Annotated in this window: 21 protein-coding genes; 6 read left to right on the top strand and 15 right to left on the bottom strand. The window is 65.1% G+C overall.

The genetic code is table 11. The annotated features are described in order from the left end of the window. Positions 1–38: 38 nt before the first annotated feature. Genes GGC65_RS13030 through GGC65_RS13055 form a run of 6 tightly spaced genes read right to left on the bottom strand, consistent with a single transcriptional unit; the run spans position 39 to position 4,134 of the window. Positions 39–668 (bottom strand): MarC family protein, encoded by a 630-nt coding sequence (locus GGC65_RS13030; protein WP_056367581.1) that lies wholly within the window; start codon positions 666–668, stop codon positions 39–41. Next, the gene (locus GGC65_RS13035) at positions 665–1,333 is read right to left on the bottom strand and encodes a hypothetical protein (protein ID WP_192647561.1); all 669 of its coding nucleotides are present in this window, start codon (positions 1,331–1,333) and stop codon (positions 665–667) included. The genes GGC65_RS13030 and GGC65_RS13035 overlap by 4 nt, the downstream gene beginning before the upstream one ends. Beyond that, complete coding sequence (gene folD, locus GGC65_RS13040; RefSeq protein ID WP_192647562.1) at positions 1,333–2,229, bottom strand: bifunctional methylenetetrahydrofolate dehydrogenase/methenyltetrahydrofolate cyclohydrolase FolD; 897 nt, start codon at positions 2,227–2,229, stop codon at positions 1,333–1,335. Before folD ends, GGC65_RS13035 begins: the two co-directional genes overlap by 1 nt. Further along, complete coding sequence (locus GGC65_RS13045; RefSeq protein ID WP_192647563.1) at positions 2,229–2,528, bottom strand: YggT family protein; 300 nt, start codon at positions 2,526–2,528, stop codon at positions 2,229–2,231. The genes folD and GGC65_RS13045 overlap by 1 nt, the downstream gene beginning before the upstream one ends. Positions 2,529–2,572: 44 nt before the next feature. Beyond that, the gene (gene argB, locus GGC65_RS13050) at positions 2,573–3,481 is read right to left on the bottom strand and encodes an acetylglutamate kinase (RefSeq protein ID WP_413052727.1); all 909 of its coding nucleotides are present in this window, start codon (positions 3,479–3,481) and stop codon (positions 2,573–2,575) included. After that, on the bottom strand, positions 3,478–4,134 hold the full coding sequence (locus GGC65_RS13055; protein WP_192647565.1) for a queuosine precursor transporter: 657 nt from the start codon (positions 4,132–4,134) through the stop codon (positions 3,478–3,480). The genes argB and GGC65_RS13055 overlap by 4 nt, the downstream gene beginning before the upstream one ends. 116 nt (positions 4,135–4,250) lie before the next feature. Here GGC65_RS13055 and GGC65_RS13060 point away from each other — a divergent pair, with 116 nt between their 5' ends. The 3 genes from GGC65_RS13060 (at position 4,251) to GGC65_RS13070 (ending at position 6,666) form a co-directional block, all read left to right on the top strand. Continuing rightward, a complete protein-coding gene (locus GGC65_RS13060) occupies positions 4,251–5,591 on the top strand; it encodes a NupC/NupG family nucleoside CNT transporter (RefSeq protein ID WP_192647566.1) in 1,341 nt (446 codons plus the stop codon). A 120-nt stretch (positions 5,592–5,711) separates the two neighbouring features. Continuing rightward, positions 5,712–6,335 carry a beta/gamma crystallin-related protein gene (locus GGC65_RS13065; RefSeq protein ID WP_192647567.1) on the top strand — a complete coding sequence of 208 codons (624 nt, stop codon included), beginning with the start codon at positions 5,712–5,714 and terminating at the stop codon, positions 6,333–6,335. Between the two features lie 13 nt (positions 6,336–6,348). Then, the gene (locus GGC65_RS13070; RefSeq protein ID WP_192647568.1) at positions 6,349–6,666 is read left to right on the top strand and encodes an MliC family protein; all 318 of its coding nucleotides are present in this window, start codon (positions 6,349–6,351) and stop codon (positions 6,664–6,666) included. A gap of 36 nt (positions 6,667–6,702) precedes the next feature. Here GGC65_RS13070 and GGC65_RS13075 read toward each other — a convergent pair whose 3' ends face one another. From GGC65_RS13075 to gluQRS, 9 genes are all read right to left on the bottom strand, one after another. Continuing rightward, positions 6,703–7,845: an epoxide hydrolase family protein gene (locus GGC65_RS13075; protein WP_192647569.1), complete on the bottom strand. Its 1,143-nt coding sequence runs from the start codon at positions 7,843–7,845 to the stop codon at positions 6,703–6,705. Between the two features lie 28 nt (positions 7,846–7,873). Next, positions 7,874–8,362 (bottom strand): hypothetical protein, encoded by a 489-nt coding sequence (locus GGC65_RS13080; protein ID WP_192647570.1) that lies wholly within the window; start codon positions 8,360–8,362, stop codon positions 7,874–7,876. A 150-nt stretch (positions 8,363–8,512) separates the two neighbouring features. After that, a complete protein-coding gene (locus GGC65_RS13085; RefSeq protein ID WP_192647571.1) occupies positions 8,513–9,046 on the bottom strand; it encodes an MAPEG family protein in 534 nt (177 codons plus the stop codon). Positions 9,047–9,048: 2 nt separating this feature from the next. Further along, on the bottom strand, positions 9,049–9,915 hold the full coding sequence (locus GGC65_RS13090) for a 3-hydroxyacyl-CoA dehydrogenase NAD-binding domain-containing protein (protein WP_192647572.1): 867 nt from the start codon (positions 9,913–9,915) through the stop codon (positions 9,049–9,051). A gap of 68 nt (positions 9,916–9,983) precedes the next feature. Continuing rightward, positions 9,984–10,970 (bottom strand): L-histidine N(alpha)-methyltransferase, encoded by a 987-nt coding sequence (gene egtD, locus GGC65_RS13095; protein ID WP_192647573.1) that lies wholly within the window; start codon positions 10,968–10,970, stop codon positions 9,984–9,986. Between the two features lie 2 nt (positions 10,971–10,972). Further along, positions 10,973–12,238: an ergothioneine biosynthesis protein EgtB gene (egtB, locus tag GGC65_RS13100; protein WP_192647574.1), complete on the bottom strand. Its 1,266-nt coding sequence runs from the start codon at positions 12,236–12,238 to the stop codon at positions 10,973–10,975. A gap of 184 nt (positions 12,239–12,422) precedes the next feature. Beyond that, the gene (locus GGC65_RS13105) at positions 12,423–13,004 is read right to left on the bottom strand and encodes a cob(I)yrinic acid a,c-diamide adenosyltransferase (RefSeq protein ID WP_192647575.1); all 582 of its coding nucleotides are present in this window, start codon (positions 13,002–13,004) and stop codon (positions 12,423–12,425) included. Between the two features lie 136 nt (positions 13,005–13,140). After that, positions 13,141–13,365, bottom strand: coding sequence for an HIG1 domain-containing protein (locus tag GGC65_RS13110; protein ID WP_192647576.1), 225 nt, complete (start codon positions 13,363–13,365; stop codon positions 13,141–13,143). Between the two features lie 9 nt (positions 13,366–13,374). Continuing rightward, the gene (gene gluQRS / locus GGC65_RS13115; protein ID WP_192647577.1) at positions 13,375–14,226 is read right to left on the bottom strand and encodes a tRNA glutamyl-Q(34) synthetase GluQRS; all 852 of its coding nucleotides are present in this window, start codon (positions 14,224–14,226) and stop codon (positions 13,375–13,377) included. Positions 14,227–14,397: 171 nt separating this feature from the next. Here gluQRS and GGC65_RS13120 point away from each other — a divergent pair, with 171 nt between their 5' ends. From GGC65_RS13120 to ppc, 3 genes are all read left to right on the top strand, one after another. Further along, positions 14,398–14,964, top strand: a complete 567-nt coding sequence (locus tag GGC65_RS13120) for an HNH endonuclease (protein WP_192649526.1) — start codon at positions 14,398–14,400, stop codon at positions 14,962–14,964. A gap of 383 nt (positions 14,965–15,347) precedes the next feature. Further along, entirely contained in the window at positions 15,348–15,773 is a 426-nt protein-coding gene (locus GGC65_RS13125) for a YbaY family lipoprotein (RefSeq protein ID WP_192647578.1), read from the top strand. A 64-nt stretch (positions 15,774–15,837) separates the two neighbouring features. Continuing rightward, positions 15,838–18,516: a phosphoenolpyruvate carboxylase gene (gene ppc, locus GGC65_RS13130; RefSeq protein ID WP_192647579.1), complete on the top strand. Its 2,679-nt coding sequence runs from the start codon at positions 15,838–15,840 to the stop codon at positions 18,514–18,516. Positions 18,517–18,522: the final 6 nt, after the last annotated feature.

The following is an 18,522-nucleotide window of genomic DNA, read 5'->3' on the forward strand; positions in this document are numbered from 1 at the left end:
AAAAAGAGAGGGCGTCGCCGAAAGGCGGCGCCCCCTTTTTATCCGAGACTCGGGAAGCTCGCCTTCAGCCCGTCGATAACGAACTGCGCTGCAAGCGCGGCGAGCAGCACGCCGAGCAGGCGGGTGATCACCGCTTCGCCCTTGTTGCCGATCAGCCGCATCAGCGGCCCCGCCGAAAGCAGCGCGGCGAGCGTCAGTAGCAGCACGAGCAGCAGCGCGCCGAAAATCACGAAAGCGCGGTCGAGCCCATTATTCTGTGACACGAGCAGCATCACCGATGCGATCGACCCTGGCCCGGCGAGCATCGGCATCGCCATCGGGAACACCGACACGTCCTCGATTTCGGGGGTCGCCATCACCTTTTCGGCGCGCTGTTCGCGGCGTTCGGTCCGCTTTTCAAACACCATGTCGATCGCAATGATGAACAGCATAATCCCGCCGGCGATGCGGAAGCTGTCGAGATCGATATGCAGGAAGCTCAGCAGCGCTTCGCCGAACATCGCGAAGAAAACGAGGATCAGTCCGGCGATCACCGTCGCGCGGATCGCCATCGAACGCCGCTGCGCCGCGCTCGCCCCCGTCGTCAGACTGGCGTAAATCGGCGCACAGCCCGGCGGGTCGATGACCACGAAGAGCGTGACGAAGGCGGAGATGAAAAGATCGATCATGGTTGTTTCGGCCCCGCGACCTGATCGTCGATGACGGTCGCCATCTCCTTTCCGTCCCACAGCCGGATCGTCACGCGGCGCGACTTGTCGGCGCGAACGATCGACGTCCAGCTCAGCGTCTGGTCAGGCGACAGGCCGACCGCCATATCCTCGCCCTCGCTGCCCGCCTCGATCGGCACCGCGGGCCGCGAACCGCAGACCGCCTGTTTCGATGCAATGAAGTCGGGCGCTTCGCGCGGAACTGCGAGCGTATCGCCATGATCGAGCGTCCAGGCCAGCTTGCCCTTCTTGGGATCGCGCAGCCACACCGTCGTGAAATAACCGTTGGCCGGGCCCTTCTGCCATGCGCCCGTGGTGACACCGACATTGCCGTCGCAACTGGTGTAGACCGCATGCGGCTGCCACTTCACCGCCTCGGCGGGGTCCTTTTGCGATTTCAACCAATCGCGCGCCTTGACGCGCTGCGGCACAAACATCACCGCTTCGGGCGCTGCGGTTTCGCGAAACGCCGTCCACTGGCCCTTTTCCTGCGCGAGGCGCGAAAAACCGATCTCGGCGGCGATGAAGGCGCTGGGGTTCGCCGCGAGCGGATCGCGTTCGCGTGCCGCGACGGCGCCACCCGAAATCGCCGCAAGCGAAAGGACCGCGACAGCGAGGTGGCGCATCAAAAACCCTCCGGATCGGCGAGCCCCGCGCGGCGGTGCGCGGCGACGAGCGTGTTGCGCAGCAGGCACGCGATGGTCATCGGGCCGACGCCGCCGGGAACCGGGGTGATCGCGTCGGCGACCGCGGCGACGCTGTCATAATCGACGTCGCCGACGAGGCGCCCCTTCGCGGCACCATCGGCGGGCGGCATGCGATTGATGCCGACGTCGATCACGATCGCGCCGGGTTTGATCCAATCGCCCTTCACCATTTCGGCGCGGCCGACCGCGGCAACGACGATGTCGGCGCGGCGTACCAAATCGGGCAGGTCCTTCGTCCGGCTGTGCGCCATGGTGACAGTGCAATTGGCGCCGAGCAGCAATTGCCCCATCGGCTTGCCGACGAGGATCGAACGGCCGACTACGATCGCATCCTTGCCCGACAGATCACCGAGCCGATCCTGCAGCAGCAGCAGGCAGCCATAGGGCGTGCACGGCACCATGCCGGGGATGCCGAGCGCGAGGCGTCCGGCGCTGACCGGGGTCAGCCCGTCGACATCCTTGTCGGGATCGATCGTAGCGACCGCGGCCTGTTCATCGAGATGACCGGGCAGCGGCAATTGCAGCAGGATGCCGTCGACAGCTTCGTCGGCGTTGAGCCGTGCCAGCAACGCCTCGACCTCGTCCTGCGTCGCGCTCGCGGGCAGGCGATGCTCAAAGCTTTCCATGCCAGCCGCAACCGTCGCCTTGCCCTTCGATCCGACATAGACCGCGCTCGCCGGGTCGTCGCCGACGAGCACGACTGCCAGGCCGGGCGCGCGCGATGTCGCGGCTTTAAAAGCCGGAACGGCATCGGCGATCCGCGCCCGCAGGCCAGCGGCGAACGCCTTGCCGTCGATCACCTGCGCAGCGGTCATCACGCCATCCCGTTGGCGTAGGCAAGCCGCGCGAGATAGTTCAGCACCGGACCGTCAAGAATGATGATGATGATCAGCACCAGCATAGGGGTCAGGTCGAGCCCGCCGAAATCGGGCATGATGCGGCGGAACGGGCGGTAAAGCGGCTCCGTGATCCGGTCGAGCACCATCCACAGCTGGCCGACGAACTGGTTGTGCGTGTTGATGACGTTGAACGCGATCAGCCACGACATCACCGCCTGCGCGATGATGAACCACCACAGGACCGTCAGGATGATGTGGACGATCTGGAGGAGCATGAGAAGCAAGGCGATTTCTCCGAAAAAGGGTCTTGCCGCGTCTCTTAGCGGTGAATGAGCGTCCCCGCACCCCTCGCGGTGAAAATTTCCAGCAGCATCGCATGCGGAATGCGCCCGTCGAGGATGACTGCTGCCTCGACCCCGGCGTCGACTGCAGCGACGCACGTCTCAACCTTCGGAATCATGCCGCCGGTGATCGTCCCGTCCTGTTTCAGTTCCTCGATCGCCGGGCGGTCGAGGTCGGTGAGCAGCGCACCCGATTTGTCGAGCACCCCCGCGACGTCAGTGAGCAGGAAGAAGCGCTTCGCGCCGAGTGCTCCGGCGATTGCGCCTGCCATCGTGTCAGCGTTGATATTATAGGTGGCACCATCGGCACCGAGCGCGACTGGCGCAACGATCGGGATGAAATTGTCGTTGGTCAGGTTGACGAGGATCGTCGGGTCGACCGCGACGGGTTCGCCGACGAAGCCGAGGTCGACGTGGCGCTCGATGCCCGAATTGGGGTCGGGTTCGGTGCGGCTGACCTTTTCGGCGAGAACAAGGTTGGCGTCCTTGCCCGAAATGCCGACGGCGCGGCCACCGAGCGCGGCGATCCAGCTCACGATTTCCTTATTGATCTTGCCCGCCAACACCATTTCGGCGACCTCGGCGGTCGCGGCGTCGGTGACGCGCAGCCCACCGACGAAGGTCGATTCGATCCCGAGCTGTTTCAGCATCGCGCCGATTTGCGGCCCCCCGCCATGGACGACAACGGGGTTGATGCCGACCGCCTTGAGCAAGACGACATCTTCGGCGAAATCGCGCTGCGCTTCGGGGTCGCCCATCGCGTGGCCGCCATATTTGATCACGAAGGTCTCGCCGGCATAACGCTGCAGATAGGGTAGCGCTTCGACGAGCGTTTCGGCCTTGGCGAGCAGGTCGGGCATTTTCGAAGGGTCGGTCATCGTCATCATCCTGCCGGCAGTTCGGCTTTGGCGTCCATCTTGCGGCCGATGGCAACCACCGCCATCACCAGCAAGGGCACCATCACTGCCGACAGCACGACCTTCGCGATCATCTGGCCGACCATCAGATCAACGATCGGCCGAACGCCGTAGAAGCTGACCGTGATAAAGATCAACGTGTCGATGATCTGGCTGAGCGCCGCCGCGATAAAACCGCGCAGCGGCAGCAACCGGCCGTTGTTCGCGGTCATCCGGGCAAAAATCCAGACGTTGAGGCTGACCGACACGCCGTAAGCGAGAATGCCCGCCGCCATCATCCGCCAGCCCTGCCCGACGATGATCGGAAAAGCCTCCTTGGCGGGCTCATACATCCCCTCGTCGGTCGGCAGTTGCAGCACGAACACAGTGAGGATGATCGCGAGAATCAGCGGAATGAAGCCCAGCCGCACCAGTCTGTCGGCGACGGCACGCCCGTGCAATTCGGCAATGCCGCTCGAAATCGCGATCAGCGTCAGGAAGGGGAAAATCCCGGCTTCAACGGCCAAAGGACCAAGCGCAACCTGTTTCGCGCCAAGGAATCCGCCGAGCGGAACCATGCCGCCGTAGAGGATTGCGAACAGCAGCAACGAAGGCGCGATCACGCGCGAAGAGCTATTTTCCATCGAGGCCGCTTAATCGCTTTTGCGGCGGGTGGAAAGGTGCCGCATCGGCACAGGCTTGCCCCACCGTCAAAGCCCGCTAGACACGGGTATCAATTTGCGGGGGACGCACAGACATTATGGAACGCCTGATCGGTTTGCTTGGCATCGTCGCATTGCTTGCGATTGCCGTGCTGTTTTCATCGAACCGCCGCTGGATTCGCCCGCGCATCGTCATTCCCGCCTTCCTGCTCCAGGCGGGTTTCGCCGTGCTCGTCATCGGCACGCCATGGGGCCGCGCGGTGATCCAGGCAATGTCGAACGGCGTCTCGAACCTCCTGAGCTACGCCGACGAGGGCACGAAATTCCTGTTCGGCGAGGTGCTGACGCAGGCGCCCTATGGCAAGGCCGTGTTCGCGATCGGCGCGCTGCCCGTGATCATCTTCTTCGCCTCGCTGATCTCGGTGCTCTATTACCTCGGGATCATGCAGCTGATCATCAAATGGGTCGGAGGCGCGATCCAGAAGGTGACCGGCATCACCAAGGTCGAAAGCCTCGGCGCCGCGGCGAACATCTTTGTCGGCCAGTCCGAATCCCCGCTCGTCATCCGCCCGTATCTCGCCGGCCTGACCCCGCCGCAGCTCTTCACCGTGATGACCGTCGGCATGGCGGGCGTCGCCGGAACGATCCTCGGCGCCTATGCCGGGATGATTGGCCCGCATTTGCTTCCCTATCTGCTCGCCGCCAGCTTCATGTCGGCGCCCGGTGGCATTTTGATGGCCAAGATCATGATGCCCGACGATCCCAAGGATATCGGCATCGAACCGATCGTGATGCCCGAGGCGAGCCATGACGAGGAAAAGCCCGCGAACATCATCATGGCTGCGGCGCAGGGCGCGCAGACCGGGGTCAAGCTGGCGGTCGCGGTCGGCGCGATGGTGATGGCCTTCGTCGCGCTCGTTGCGCTCGCCAACGGCATTCTCGCCGGGATCGGCGGCTGGTTCGGCGTCGATGGCCTGTCGTTCCAGGCGATCATCGGCGCGATCTTTCGCCCCGTCATGTGGCTGATGGGCGTGCCGTGGGACGAAAGCGCGACGGTCGGCGGACTATTCGGCAGCAAGGTCGTGCTCAACGAATTCGTCGCCTTCATCGACCTTGGCCGGGCGCAGGGCGACATGTCGATGGCGGCGGTCGCGATCGCGACCTTTGCGCTTTGCGGTTTCGCCAACTTCAGCTCGATCGCGATCCAGATGGCGGTGACCGGTGGGCTTGCCCCGAACCAGCGCCCGATGATCGCCAAGCTTGGCCTGAAGGCGCTGCTCGCGGGCAGCCTGTCGAACCTGATGTCGGCGGCGCTCGCAGGCCTGATGCTGGGCGTCGCCCCGCCGCTCGCTGCGCCTCCGCCGGCGGCGCCGGCCGTCGCCGCGCCCGAACTCACTCCGCCGGCCGTACCGACGGCGGAACCCGCCAAGGTTCCCTGATCAATCATCATGCCGGCATAAGCTCCCGGCCGATTGGGAGAATTTGCAAGCCGCCCGCGAATGACGTAACCTTAGGAATATAACGAATCCCGGGTCGCGTTCGCAAAATGGGAGGCTGTCATGAAAACCGCTTATCGTTTGTCGATTCTTGCCGCGGCTGCGGCATCGATAGGGGCGGGTTTCCTCGCCACTTCATACGCGCAGACCGTCGAAACCGAACGATACCGCCCCGACCGCCCACCCGAAGCGACCATCTATCGCGATGCCGGCTATCGCGGCCCCGCGGTGTTCATCGGCGAGGAAAAGCCCAACCTCGGCCTCGCCTGGCCGGTCAATTCGATCCGCGTCCCGAACGGGCGCTGGGAACTTTGCGAAAAGACGCGCTACCGCGGAAATTGCCGGACGGTCGATCGCGACACGCCGATGCTGAACAACGTCCTGCGCGGTCTCACCATCCAGTCGATCCGCCCGGTCGGCGGAGGAGGCGGCGGCTGGAACCCGAACCCGCCCGCCAACGATCAGGTCGCGCGCGGCAATTTCGCCGAATTCCATACGCAGCCTGCGGAGCGCAACTACCGCGTGCTCGCTTGTGCCCGCGGGTCGGCGACCGCCGCTTGCGCCGCGCAGTCCGCCGACACCTGGTGCCGTTCGATCGGTTGGAACGGGTCAGCCCGCGAACATATGGAAACGGTCAGCGGGCGGGTCTACCTCGCCGACGTGCTGTGCGTACGCTCGGGATATTAAGGGGAGACGGGATATGAAGACGACGACTCTTGTCGCGGCGGGCGCCGCGATCCTCGCGCTCGCTGCCTGCTCGTCGGTACCGCGCAACACCGGCACCAGCTATGACTGCAGCGGCGGCACCAAGCTGAAGGTCGACTATGTCGGCAATACGGCCATCGTTCGCGTCAACGGCATGCGTTCGATGGTCCTCAAACAGACGCCGTCGAACAGTGGCCAGATTTACGAGAACAAGAGCGGCGCGCGGCTGCATCGCAATGGCAACGACGTGACGTGGAACACGGCGCTGCGTTCGGCACCCGAAAGCTGCCGCGTCGTCTATACGCCGATGTGAGCTCGCGAGGCGGCCGGCGCCACCAGCCGCCTCTCCCTATAATTTCATTTGCGCCAGCGCCGCGTGGACCTCGCCGACGAACAGGTTGGGTTGCTCCCACGCGGCGAAATGGCCGCCGCGATCGAGTTCGTTCCAATAGACGATATTCTTGTAACGCCGTTCGGCCCAACGCCGCGACAGGCGCATGATCTCGTTCGGAAACAGGCTGCATGCCGTGGGCACGAGAATTTCGCCAGCGGCGAAGCTGCGGAAGCTGTGCCAATAGAGCCGCGCCGACGACGCCGCGCTTGCCGTCAGCCAGTAGAGGCTGACGGTATCAAGCATCGCATCGCGCGAAAGCGCTTTTTCGGGATGGCCGCCCACCGACTGACCGCCGGGCTGGTGCCCGCAATCGGTCCAGCCGTGGCATTTTTCGGCGATCCACGCCATCTGCCCAACCGGCGAATCGGTGAGCGCATAGCCGATCGTCTGCGGCCGGGTCGCCTGCTGGGTCGAATAGCCGCTGTCCTTCGCCTGATACCAGCCAAAGCGCGCGAGATAGAGTTTCTCGCTGTCGGTGAGGTCGGTCATCAGATCAGGCGGCGGCGCGCCGACCACCATGTTCACGTGGATGCCCGCGCAATGATCGGCATGATTCATCCCGATCGCACACGTCACCGCGCTGCCCCAGTCGCCGCCCTGCGCAAAATAGCGATCATAGCCGAGCGCGCGCATCAGCGCGTCCCACGCTGCCCCGATATGCTCGACGCTCCATTTTGCCTCTTCGGGCTTGCCCGAAAAGCCGTACCCCGGAAGCGACGGGATCACGAGATGATAGTCGGCACCAAGCGGCTCTATTACATCGAGGAATTCGAGCACCGACCCCGGCCAGCCGTGCGTCAGGACCAGCGGCCGTGCGTCGGGATTGGCCGACCGGATATGCAGGAAATGGATGTCGAGCCCGTCGATTGTCGCGAGATAGTTAGGCAGCGCACCCAACCGCGCCTCGACCCGCCGCCAGTCATATTCGTCGCGCCAATAGGCCGCGAGTTCCTGCGCATAGACGAGCGGAATGCCTTGATCCCAGTCATCGACCGTTTCTTTTTCTGGCCAGCGCGTGCGCGCGAGCCGATCTTTAAGGTCATCGAGCGCCGCCTGCGGCACGTCGATGGTGAAAGCTCGGATATTGTCGACCTGCATCTGCGCGCCCCTCCCAAGCCGATATTCTTCAGGGCCGCGCAGGCGCCTTGCAGCCGCGTTCGAGCCCGACGCCCTTCAGGAAACCACGGCGCACCGTGCCCGCATAGACAGCGAGCGCATACCGCCGACGCTCGGCATTGGCGCCGGTGACCTCGCCGATCAGCCCGCGAAACGGGATTATCCCTCCCACTACCGTGCCCGCGACCCGGCCTGCGGTCTCTTCGCGCTTCTTCGCACGGTCCTTGTCGACCTGTTCGTTGACGTCGGGGCCGAGCACCGCGTCAAGCTCGGTCACCTCGCGGACGATCGCCGCACATTTACCCAAGCCCTCAAGCGAATAGGGCGCCTCCTGAATCGCCAGCAGCTTTGGCGGAACTTCCTTGCCGTCGAACGGCTCGGCGACCGTGTTCGCGGTGTCCTTGATCGTCGATTCTTCCGGCGCGCCCTGTTGTCCCTGCGCAGCGAATGGCAACAAGAGCGCCGCCGCGGCCAGACTTGTCAGTAAAACATGGCGCATGGTTTTTCCTCCGGTGGCGCGCCGGATTGGCGCATGGAATCAAACGCGTAGAAGCCCAGCCGGCTCCCCCATTTTTCTCGGAACCGTATGATGCGCCAAAACTGCCGCCGGACGCCGCCTCCGTCCAGCAATTTAACGCCGCGCGCTTTTTCAAAGCGCCAGCAGCAAGGCGCCGGCCATCGCAGTCATCGTCGAATAGACTGTCAGCCCAAAGCCGAAGGAGCGCCCCGGCGCGCCGTATGGATAGCCGAACGCAAAGGCGGCGCGCCCGGTCACGAACAGCAGCACCAGCGCCGCGAGTACCGCCGTCCGCTCGGGCGGAAGCACCGTGGCGAGCGCCAAGTGCGCCGGGACGGCAAGCACCACCTGTTCGAGCGTGTTCTGCAGAATGGCCCTCGATTGGCGAACCGCAGGGCTTTCGGACGGCGACGCGCTGCCGCCGATATCCTCTGGCGAACGCACGCGCTGGGTCGAGACCCTAAAAATTGCGACGGCCAGGCAAAGCAGCACGGCGAGGTCGAGCCGGAACGCGAAGCCGAGGCGTTCGGCCAGGTCGTCGATCCGCGGGAACCAGCGCTCGCCCGAACTCCACGCGAACCACAGGACGAGCGCGGTGACAATGGCAGCGCCAAGGGAACTGGCGAAGACGCCGCGCTGCGCGCGCGCCAGATCCTGCGGCGTCATCGTCAGCGTGTCGGAACGGGCGCCTCGCCCGTCCAGTCGTAAAAACCGCGTCCCGCCTTTTTCCCGACCCAGCCCGCATCGACATATTGGACGAGCAAGGGCGCCGGACGGAATTTGGGATCGCCGGTGCCGCTATAGAGCACGCGGATGATTTCGAGACAGGTGTCGAGCCCGATGAAATCGGCGAGCGTGATCGGACCCATCGGGTGGTTGAGCCCGAGGCGGCAGCCGGTATCGATGTCCTGCATCGTCGCGACGCCCTCGCCCAGAGCGAACACCGCTTCGTTGATCATCGGCATCAGCACACGGTTGACGATGAAGCCCGGCGCGTCGTTGGCGTGGACGATTTCCTTGCCGAGCCCGCGGCCGAAAGCCTCGACCTTCGCCAGCGTATCGTCGCTGGTGGCGAGGCCCCGGATCAGTTCGATCAGCCCCATCACCGGGACCGGGTTGAAGAAATGGACGCCGATGAAGCGCGCCGGATCGGGCGCCGCCTGCGCAAGGCGCGTGATCGGGATCGAGCTGGTGTTGCTCGCAAGGATCGCCGTCGCCGACAGATGCTGGCCGACGCTGGCGAAAATCGCGCGCTTGATCTCCTCGCGTTCGGTCGCCGCTTCGATGACCAGGGCGGCGGGGGCGAAGGCGCTGTGATCGGCGACCGGGGTGATGCGGCCAAGCAACGCGTCGGCGTCGCCCTGGCTCAGCTTTTCCTTGGCGACGAGGCGGCCGAGCGCCTTGGCGATCCCCGCCTTGCCCGCTTCGGCGCGCGCGAGGTCGATATCGGACAAAAGCACGTCATGCCCGGCGCCCGCCGACACCTGCGCAATGCCTGCGCCCATTTGCCCCGCACCGATAACGCCGACGATCATATCCTGCCCTTTTCGCTGAAAACCTGCCCGTGCCCCTACGGCCTCGGCCCCGCGCGTCAAGAGCCGCGTCAGGGGGCGGAGCGGAACTCGGTTGCTTCGGCGAGGATCAGCGCGAAAGCCGGATCGGCATCGTCCCACGTCGCGAGCGGGGTCCAGCCCGACGCGCGCAGGAGCAGATTGGCGTCGCGCGGGCCATATTTGTGGCTGTTCTCGCTGTGGATCGTCTCGCCCTTTGCCATCGCATAGAGGCGGCCGTCGATCGTGAACTCCATGTCGCACGCCGCGACGAGATGCATCTCGATGCGTGCATGGACATCGTCCCAGATCGCACGATGGCTGAAATTCGCGACCGGGATATCACCGCCGAGCTCGCGGTTGATGCGTTCGAGAAGGTTGAGGTTGAAGGCGGCGGTCACGCCGGCCGGATCGTCGTAAGCGAGTTCGAGCGTCGCCACATCCTTGATCCGGTCGATCCCGATCAGGAGGAGCGATCCCTCGCCGAGCGCGCAGCGCCAGTTGCGCAAAAGGTCGACCGCCGTGCGCGCGACCATATTGCCGATCGTGCTGCCCGGAAAAAAACCGAGCTTGGGCAGGTCGGCGATTTCATCGGGCATCGTCACGCGCTGGGTGAAATCGGCCTCGACCGGATAGATGGCGAGGCCCGGGAACCGCGCCGCGAGCGCCTCGGCGCTGCCGCGCAGGAAATCGCCCGAAATATCGACCGGCACATAGGCCGAGGGTTCGATCGCATCGAGGAGCAAGGGTGTCTTCGTCGAGCTGCCCGAGCCGAGTTCGACGACAGCGCGGCCGGGGCCGATGGCTTTCGCGATGTCGGCGGCGTGGCGCGTGAGCATATCGGTTTCGCTGCGCGTCGGATAATATTCGGGAAGCGCGGTGATATCCTCGAACAGCGCCGAACCCGTCGCATCGTAGAACCAGCGCGCCGGGATCGCTTTCTGTCTTTGCGACATACCGGCGTGGACGTCGGCGCGAAAGGCGATGTCGACGCCGGCGTCGTCCGCCGAAACCTGACGAAGATTGCGCACAACGCCCATGGTCAAAGATCCTTTGCGAGCCGCACGCCGGTGAACTGCCAACGCTGGTGGGGGTAGAAGAAATTGCGGTAGGAGGCGCGCACATGGCCGCGCGGGGTCGCGCAACTGCCGCCGCGCAGGACGAACTGGCCGCTCATGAACTTGCCATTATATTCGCCGACCGCGCCGGGCGCGGTGCGGAAGCCGGGATAGGGGCGGTAGGCGCTGCCGGTCCATTCCCACACGCTGCCGAACATCTGTTGCAGGTCGGTGTCACCGTCGGATGCGGCCGGCTGTACCGGCCCCGCGCTATCGAGCTGCTGTCCACCGTGTGGGTCGAAGGCGGCCGCAGCGGCTTCCCATTCGAACTCGGTCGGTAGGCGCGCGCCCGCCCAGCTCGCGAAGGCGTCGGCCTCGAAGAAGCTGATGTGCGTCACCGGCGCGGCGGGATCGATTTCGCGCCAGCCCGACAGCGTGAACTGGCGGTCGCCGTCCCAATAGGCGGGCGCATCGATATTTTCGGCCTGCACCCACGCCCAGCCGTCGCTGAGCCAGAGCGACGGTGTGTGATAGCCGCCGTCGGCGATGAATTCCTGCCATTCGCCATTGCTCACCGGGCGGCTGGCGAGCGCGTGCGGGGCGAGCAGCGCCTCATGGCGCGGGCCTTCGCAATCGAAGGCGAAGCCTTCGCCAGAGTGGCCAGTCGCTGCGATCCCCTCGGCACCCTTCACCCACTTCATGGCGGAAAACTGCGTAACTTCACTCACGATTGCATTGTCCCACACCGCCGGCCCGAGCGGATTTTGCGCGAACAGATGCTTGAGGTCGGTGAGCAGCAATTCCTGATGCTGCTGCTCGTGATGGATGCCGAGCTCGATGAGCGTCCGCGCGGCGGCCGACAGATCGGGAAGCGCGCTTTGCACCGCAGCGTCGACATGCGCACGCCAGATGCAGATTTCGTCGAGCGACGGACGCGTCAGCAGGCCGCGATGCGGGCGCGCGTGGCGCGGCCCCTCAGCCTCATAATAGCTGTTGAAGAGGAACGGGTAACGCTCGTCGAAGAGGCGGTATCCCGCGACATGATCGCGCAGGATGAAGGTTTCGAAAAACCAGGTCGTGTGCGCGAGATGCCATTTGGCGGGCGAAGCGTCGGGCATCGACTGCGCGCTGGCATCGGCGTCGGAGAGCTTCGCGACAAGGTCGAGCGACAGCCGCCGGGTCACGGCGAAGCGCTGCACAAGGCTCTCCATCGTGTCGGTCGTCGGCGAAGCATCGGTGCGGCTGGCCATGGTGAGACAATCCCCCGAGGTGTGATTCGGTTTCGCTGGTCGACCAATTATGGTTACGCCGCGATGGAAAGTCTAGAACATTAAGGGAACACCAAAGTATAGGGTGCCCCATACGGCCGAGTCGGGACATTGCCGGTGCGGGGACGTTGTGGACCCCGGATCAAGTCCCGGGTGACGAATAAAGTCAGCGCGTCGCGCCGGGTTTCCAGAGGATGTCGCCACCCGCCGCGGCGTTGAGGTGCCGCGTAAGCACGAAGAGATGATCCGACAGGCGGTTGAGATAGTTGAGCGCGATCGGATTGAGATCGCGCGTCGCGCCCGCCGCGACCGCCGCGCGTTCGGCACGCCGCGTCACGGCGCGGGCGAGGTGGAGCCGCGCCGCGGCTTCGGTGCCGCCGGGCAGGATGAAGCTTTTGAGCGCATCCAGCGCATCGTTCATCCCGTCGATTTCGTCCTCGAGCCGCGCGATCTGGCTGGGGACAATGCGCAGCGCCATCTCGTGCGGGCCGAAGCCGAACTGGATGTCGGGCGGGGTCGCGAGATCGGCGCCGAGGTCGAACAGCTCGTTCTGGATGCGCGCGAGCATCGTGGCTTCGTCGCTCACCGGATCGAGCGCGGCTGCGGCGATGCCGATCGCGCTGTTCGCTTCGTCGACGTCGCCGATCGCCGCCATCAGCGCGTCGGACTTCGCAATGCGCGAACCGTCGACGAGCCCCGTGGTGCCGTCGTCGCCGGTGCGCGTGTAGATTTTGTTCAGTTTAACCATGTGCCACAATCCGTAATGAAACGACCTCCCGAACCGTTCGTGTCGAGCGAAGTCGAGACACCCAGCAGGCGTGGACGAACGATGGGCATCTCGACTTCGCTCGATGCGAACGGGAAGGGGCTGGTCAATGCCCCGCTTATTTGCCCGCAGCAAACAGGCCGATCAGCACAAGCAGCATGATGGTGATCGCCTGCCACTTCACGCGCGACATCATCATCTTGTTCTGCATCACCTGATTCTCGTGCGCCGTGCCGTCGATCTGGGCGCGGTGGCCTTGCGAGAAATAGAAGAGCCCGCGCGCGAGCGAGAAGAGGACGAAGCCGGCGGCAATCACGACGCCAAGGATGAGCAGGATTTCCATATGCCCACTCTAGGGATTTTGCAGCGAATAGCCAGAAGGAAGCCGGTCGGCGGCCAAATCGGCAGCAAGTGCCCGCCCGTCGACGCCCGCCGCGCGGAGCGAAGCGAGCGACGCCGCGGCGTCACGTTTTGCGAGCCTTTTGCCATCGGGGCCGCAGACCAGAGCATGATGGCGATAGAGCGGCGTCGGCAGGCCGAGCAGCGCCTGAAGCAGGCGGTGGACGTCGGTCGAGGCGATGAGGTCGGCGCCGCGAATGATATGCGTCACCCCCATCGCGGCATCGTCGAGCGTGCTTGCGAGATGATAGCTGGCGGGCGCATCCTTGCGCGCAAGGACGATATCGCCGTGCGCGAGCGGGTCGGCGGTGCGGAGCCCCTGCTCTGCCTCTTCCCATGCGAGTTCGCCTGCCTCGGCGGCAGCGCGCGCCATGTCGAGGCGCCAGCAATGCGGCTCGCCCGCCATCCGGCGCGCGCGTTCCGCATCGGACAGGGTGCGGCAGGTGCCCGGATAAACGGCGCCCGATGGCCCGTGCGGCGCCGACAGGCTCGCGGCGATATCGGCGCGGGTGCAGAAGCAGGGATAGACGAGACCCCGCGCGCGAAGCTGATCGAGCGCGGCGGCATAGTCGCCGAGCCTGTCCGACTGGCGCACGGGTTCACCGTCCCAATCGATCCCGAGCCATGCAAGGTCTGCGAGCGACGCGCCGACATATTCCTCGCGCGAGCGGCTGCCGTCGATGTCGTCGATGCGGATCAGGAAACGCCCGCCGGCCGAACGCGCCGCGGCGTGCGCGAGAACCGCGCTATAGGCGTGACCAAGGTGGAGTTCACCGGTCGGGCTGGGGGCGAAGCGTGTCAGCATGAGAGAGGCAATGAATCCATATGCTGTGCCGAGTCAAAGTGAATCATTCCATATCTTGCGGACAGAAGCCCCCTTGACGTCAGAATCTGATAGGGCATGTAATGATGGTGTCACGCGCGGGAGGCAGTGGCGCGCCATCCCGTGAAACAAGGGGGGCAGCGTTACCTAGCCATGTTCCATCCCGATCTTGCCCGGCATCCCGATAGCTGTCCGGCGCTCGTTCTCAACGCCGATTATACGCCGCTGAGCTATTATCCACTGAGCCTCTGGCCCTGGCAGACCGCGGTGAAGGCGGTGTTCCTCGACCGCGTCACCATCGTCGAAAATTACGAACGCGAGATTCACTCGCCGACGCGGACGATGCCGATCCCGAGCGTCATTGCGCTCCGCCAATATGTGAGGCCGTCGGAGCATCCGGCATTCACGCGCTTCAACCTGTTCCTGCGCGACCGTTTCGCGTGCCAATATTGCGGGTCGGGCAAGGATCTGACCTTCGATCATGTCGTGCCGCGCCGGCTGGGCGGGCGCACGACGTGGGAGAATGTCGCGACCGCCTGCGCGCCGTGCAACCTCAAGAAGGGTGGCCGCACACCGCAACAGGCGCATATGCCGCTTTATCGCCAGCCGTGGCGCCCGACGAGTTGGCAGTTGCAGGACAATGGCCGCGCCTTTCCGCCCAATTATCTCCACACGAGCTGGATCGACTGGCTCTATTGGGATGTTGAACTCGAAGGCTGAGCCGTCGGTTTGGGGTGGTGAGCTGCCGTTCGCTGCTCCTGCGTGCACCCCGGCGAAAGGTGTCGGGAGGCACGTGACTCCCGGCACGGCCCAGAATTTCAACGCTCGCCTCGCGCTTTGCCGCAATGGGCCCCGGCTTTCGCCGGGGTTCACCTCTATCAGCAGCTTCCGGTCGGTTTTCAGACGCTCGTCATCCCGGACTTGATCCGGGATCCATAGCCGCGCCGTCGTCGTGGACCCCGGATCAAGTCCGGGGTGACGACAAAAGAGACGTCCGCAATCGGTAATCTCCAGACGTTCCAGTCAAATGCCGCTTCCATCGCCGGCTGGCGGGCGATAGAATCTCTCGGCCTTTGATGCGCCCGTTTCGCAGGAGAATGAAGATGGTTCGTCTTACGGCCGCTTTCGCCCTTGGCCTTTCCGTCCTCGCGCTATCCGCCTGCACCGCGACGGGCGAGGCCGCGAACCAGCGATATACGGTGTCGGGCAAGATCGCGTATCGCGAGCGCATCGCGCTGCCGCCGAGCGCCCAGATCGAGGTCAAGCTCGACGATGTCAGCCTTGCCGATGCGCCCGCGCGTACCATCGCGCGGCAGGCATTCGGTGCCGATGGGCAGCAGGTGCCGATCGCCTTCCTGCTCCGTTTCGACCGCAGCGCGATCGAAGCAAAGCACAGCTATGCCGTGTCGGCGCGCATCACCGGCGACGACGGCAAGCTGATGTTCATCACCGACACACGCAACTCTGTTACGTTCGACGGCGCGTCGGAGATCGATCTGGGCGTGCTGAACCTCGTCAAGACGCACTGATATAACGCGCGCATAGCTATGCGCGGCTTGACCGTGTGTGTTCGCAGGTGCAGCAAGCGCGTTTATGGGCCCACCTATCCAGATCTCGCAAAATCCCGACATCCGCTATTTGGGGCGGATCCTCGGCGACGTCATCCGCGCCTATGGCGGCGACAAATTGTTCCGCCAGACCGAATATATCCGCTCGTCGAGCGTCGACCGGCACCGCGGGATCGCCGGGGCCGAAGCGATCGACCCGGGGCTCGATGCACTGAGCCTCGACGATACGATCGCATTCGTGCGCGGTTTCATGCTCTTCTCGATGCTCGCCAACCTTGCCGAGGACCGGCAGGGGGTCGCGGCTGAACCCGAGGCGACGGTCGCAGCGGCGATCGAAAAGCTGAAGACCGATGGGATCGACGGCGACGCGATCGCGGCGCTGCTGAGCGCGTCGCTCGTCGCGCCTGTGCTCACCGCACACCCGACCGAAGTGCGGCGCAAGTCGGTGCTCGACCACAAGAACCGCATCGCCGAGCTGATGCTGCTGCGCGACCGCGGCGTCGACGAAACGCCCGAGGGTGATGTCGTCGAGGATGCGATCCGGCGGCAGATCGTCCTCCTTTGGCAGACGCGCCCGCTGCGCACCGAGAAATTATTCGTCGCCGACGAGATCGACAATGCGCTGACCTATTTACGCGACGTCTTCCTGCCCGTCGTGCCCAAGCTTTACGCGCGTTGGGAAGCCGAGCTGGGGCAGCGTCCGGCGAGTTTCCTGCGCGTCGGGAGCTGGATCGGCGGCGACCGCGACGGCAACCCCTTCGTCACCGCCGAGACGATGCATATGGCGACGGGGCGCAACGCCGCGGCGGTGCTCGGCCATTATATCGACGCGGTTCACCACCTCGGCGCCGAACTGTCGGTGTCGGCGAGCCTCGCCACAGTGCCCGAAGCGGTCGAGGCGCTGGCCGAAGCGAGCGGCGACGCCGCGCCGAGCCGCCGCGACGAACCCTATCGCCGCGCGCTGTCGGGCATCTATGCACGGCTTTGTGCAACCTACGCGCAGATCGTCGGACGCGCGCCGCCGCGCCCCTCGGCGCTAACCGGCGCGCCCTATGACACGCCCGCCGATTTCCGCCGCGACCTCGTCACCATCGCCAATGGCCTGTCGATCAACAGCAAGGGCCAGTTCGGCGGCATCGGCGCGCTCGGGCGGCTGATCCGCGCGGTCGAGGTGTTCGGATTCCACCTCGCGACGCTCGACATGCGGCAGAACAGCGCCGTCCACGAACGCGTGCTCGCCGAGCTGCTGTCGGTATCGGGCGTCTGTGCCGATTATCTGGCGCTGGGCGAAGAGGAACGCGTTGCGCTGCTCACCGCCGAACTCGCGAGCGACCGGCCGCTCGCCGCGGCGTGGCACGAGTGGAGCGACGAGACCGCGGGCGAACTCGCGATCGTCCATGCCGCCGCCGATGTGCGCGCGCGGCTGGGCAGGGACGCGATCTGCCAGTGGATCATCAGCATGTCGCAGGAGCTGTCCGACCTGCTCGAAGTCCATGTCCTCGCGCGCGAGGCGGGCTTGTGGCGGAGCGGCGATGCGGCGGGCAAATCGAACCTGATGGTCGTGCCTTTGTTCGAGACGATCGCCGACCTCGACCGCGCGCCCGCGATCATGGCGCGTTATTTCGCGATGCCCGAAATCGGCCCGCAGATCGGCCAGCGCGGGCATCAGGAAGTGATGATCGGCTATTCGGATTCGAACAAGGACGGCGGTTATCTCACCTCGACCTGGGGCTTGCATCAGGCGTCGCAGGCGCTGACCCCGGTGTTCGAGGAAGCCGACACCGCGATGCAATTGTTCCACGGCCGCGGCGGCGCGGTCGGGCGTGGCGGTGGCAGCGCCTTTGCCGCGATCCGCGCGCAGCCCGCGGGGACGGTGCAGGGGCGCATCCGCATCACCGAACAGGGCGAGGTGATCGCGGCGAAATATGGCACGGCGGCGAGCGCGGCGACGAACCTCGAGGCGATGGTGTCGGCGAGCCTGCTCGCGAGCCTCGAGCCCGAGGCGCTGAGCGACAAGGATGCGGCGCGATTTACCGCGGCGATGGACCAGCTCTCGGACGGCGCTTTCGCTGCCTATCGCGGGCTCGTCTACGACACGCCGACCTTCAAGGATTTCTTCCGCGCGATGACGCCGATCGCCGAGATCGCGACGCTGAAGATCGGGTCGCGGCCGTCGAGCCGCACCAAATCGAGCGCGATCGAGGATCTGCGCGCGATCCCGTGGGTGTTCAGCTGGGCGCAGTCGCGCGCGATGCTGCCGGGCTGGTACGGCACGGGTGAGGGTTTTGCCGCGTTCGAGGACAAGGCGCTGCTCGCCGACATGGCGGCGGGCTGGCCCTTCTTTGCGGCGCTGCTCGGCAATATGGAGATGGTGCTCGCGAAATCGGACATGGGGATCGCTGCGCGCTACGCCGAACTCGCGGCGGGCATCGACGGGCACGCCGAGATTTTCGGGCGCATTCGCGACGGGTGGAACCGCGCGCATGACGGGCTGCTCGACATCACCGGGCAGACGCGGCTGCTCGAGAAGAATCCGGCGCTCGAGGCGTCGATCCGGCTGCGCCTGCCCTATATCGAACCGCTGAACCTGCTGCAGATCGAGCTGATGAAGCGCCACCGCGCCGGTGAAACCGACCCGCGCATTGCCGAGGGTATCCAGCTGACGATCAACGCGATCGCGACCGCGCTGCGGAACAGCGGGTAGGAACTC

The organism is Sphingopyxis sp. OAS728 (assembly GCF_014873485.1).
Classification (GTDB): Bacteria; Pseudomonadota; Alphaproteobacteria; order Sphingomonadales; family Sphingomonadaceae; genus Sphingopyxis.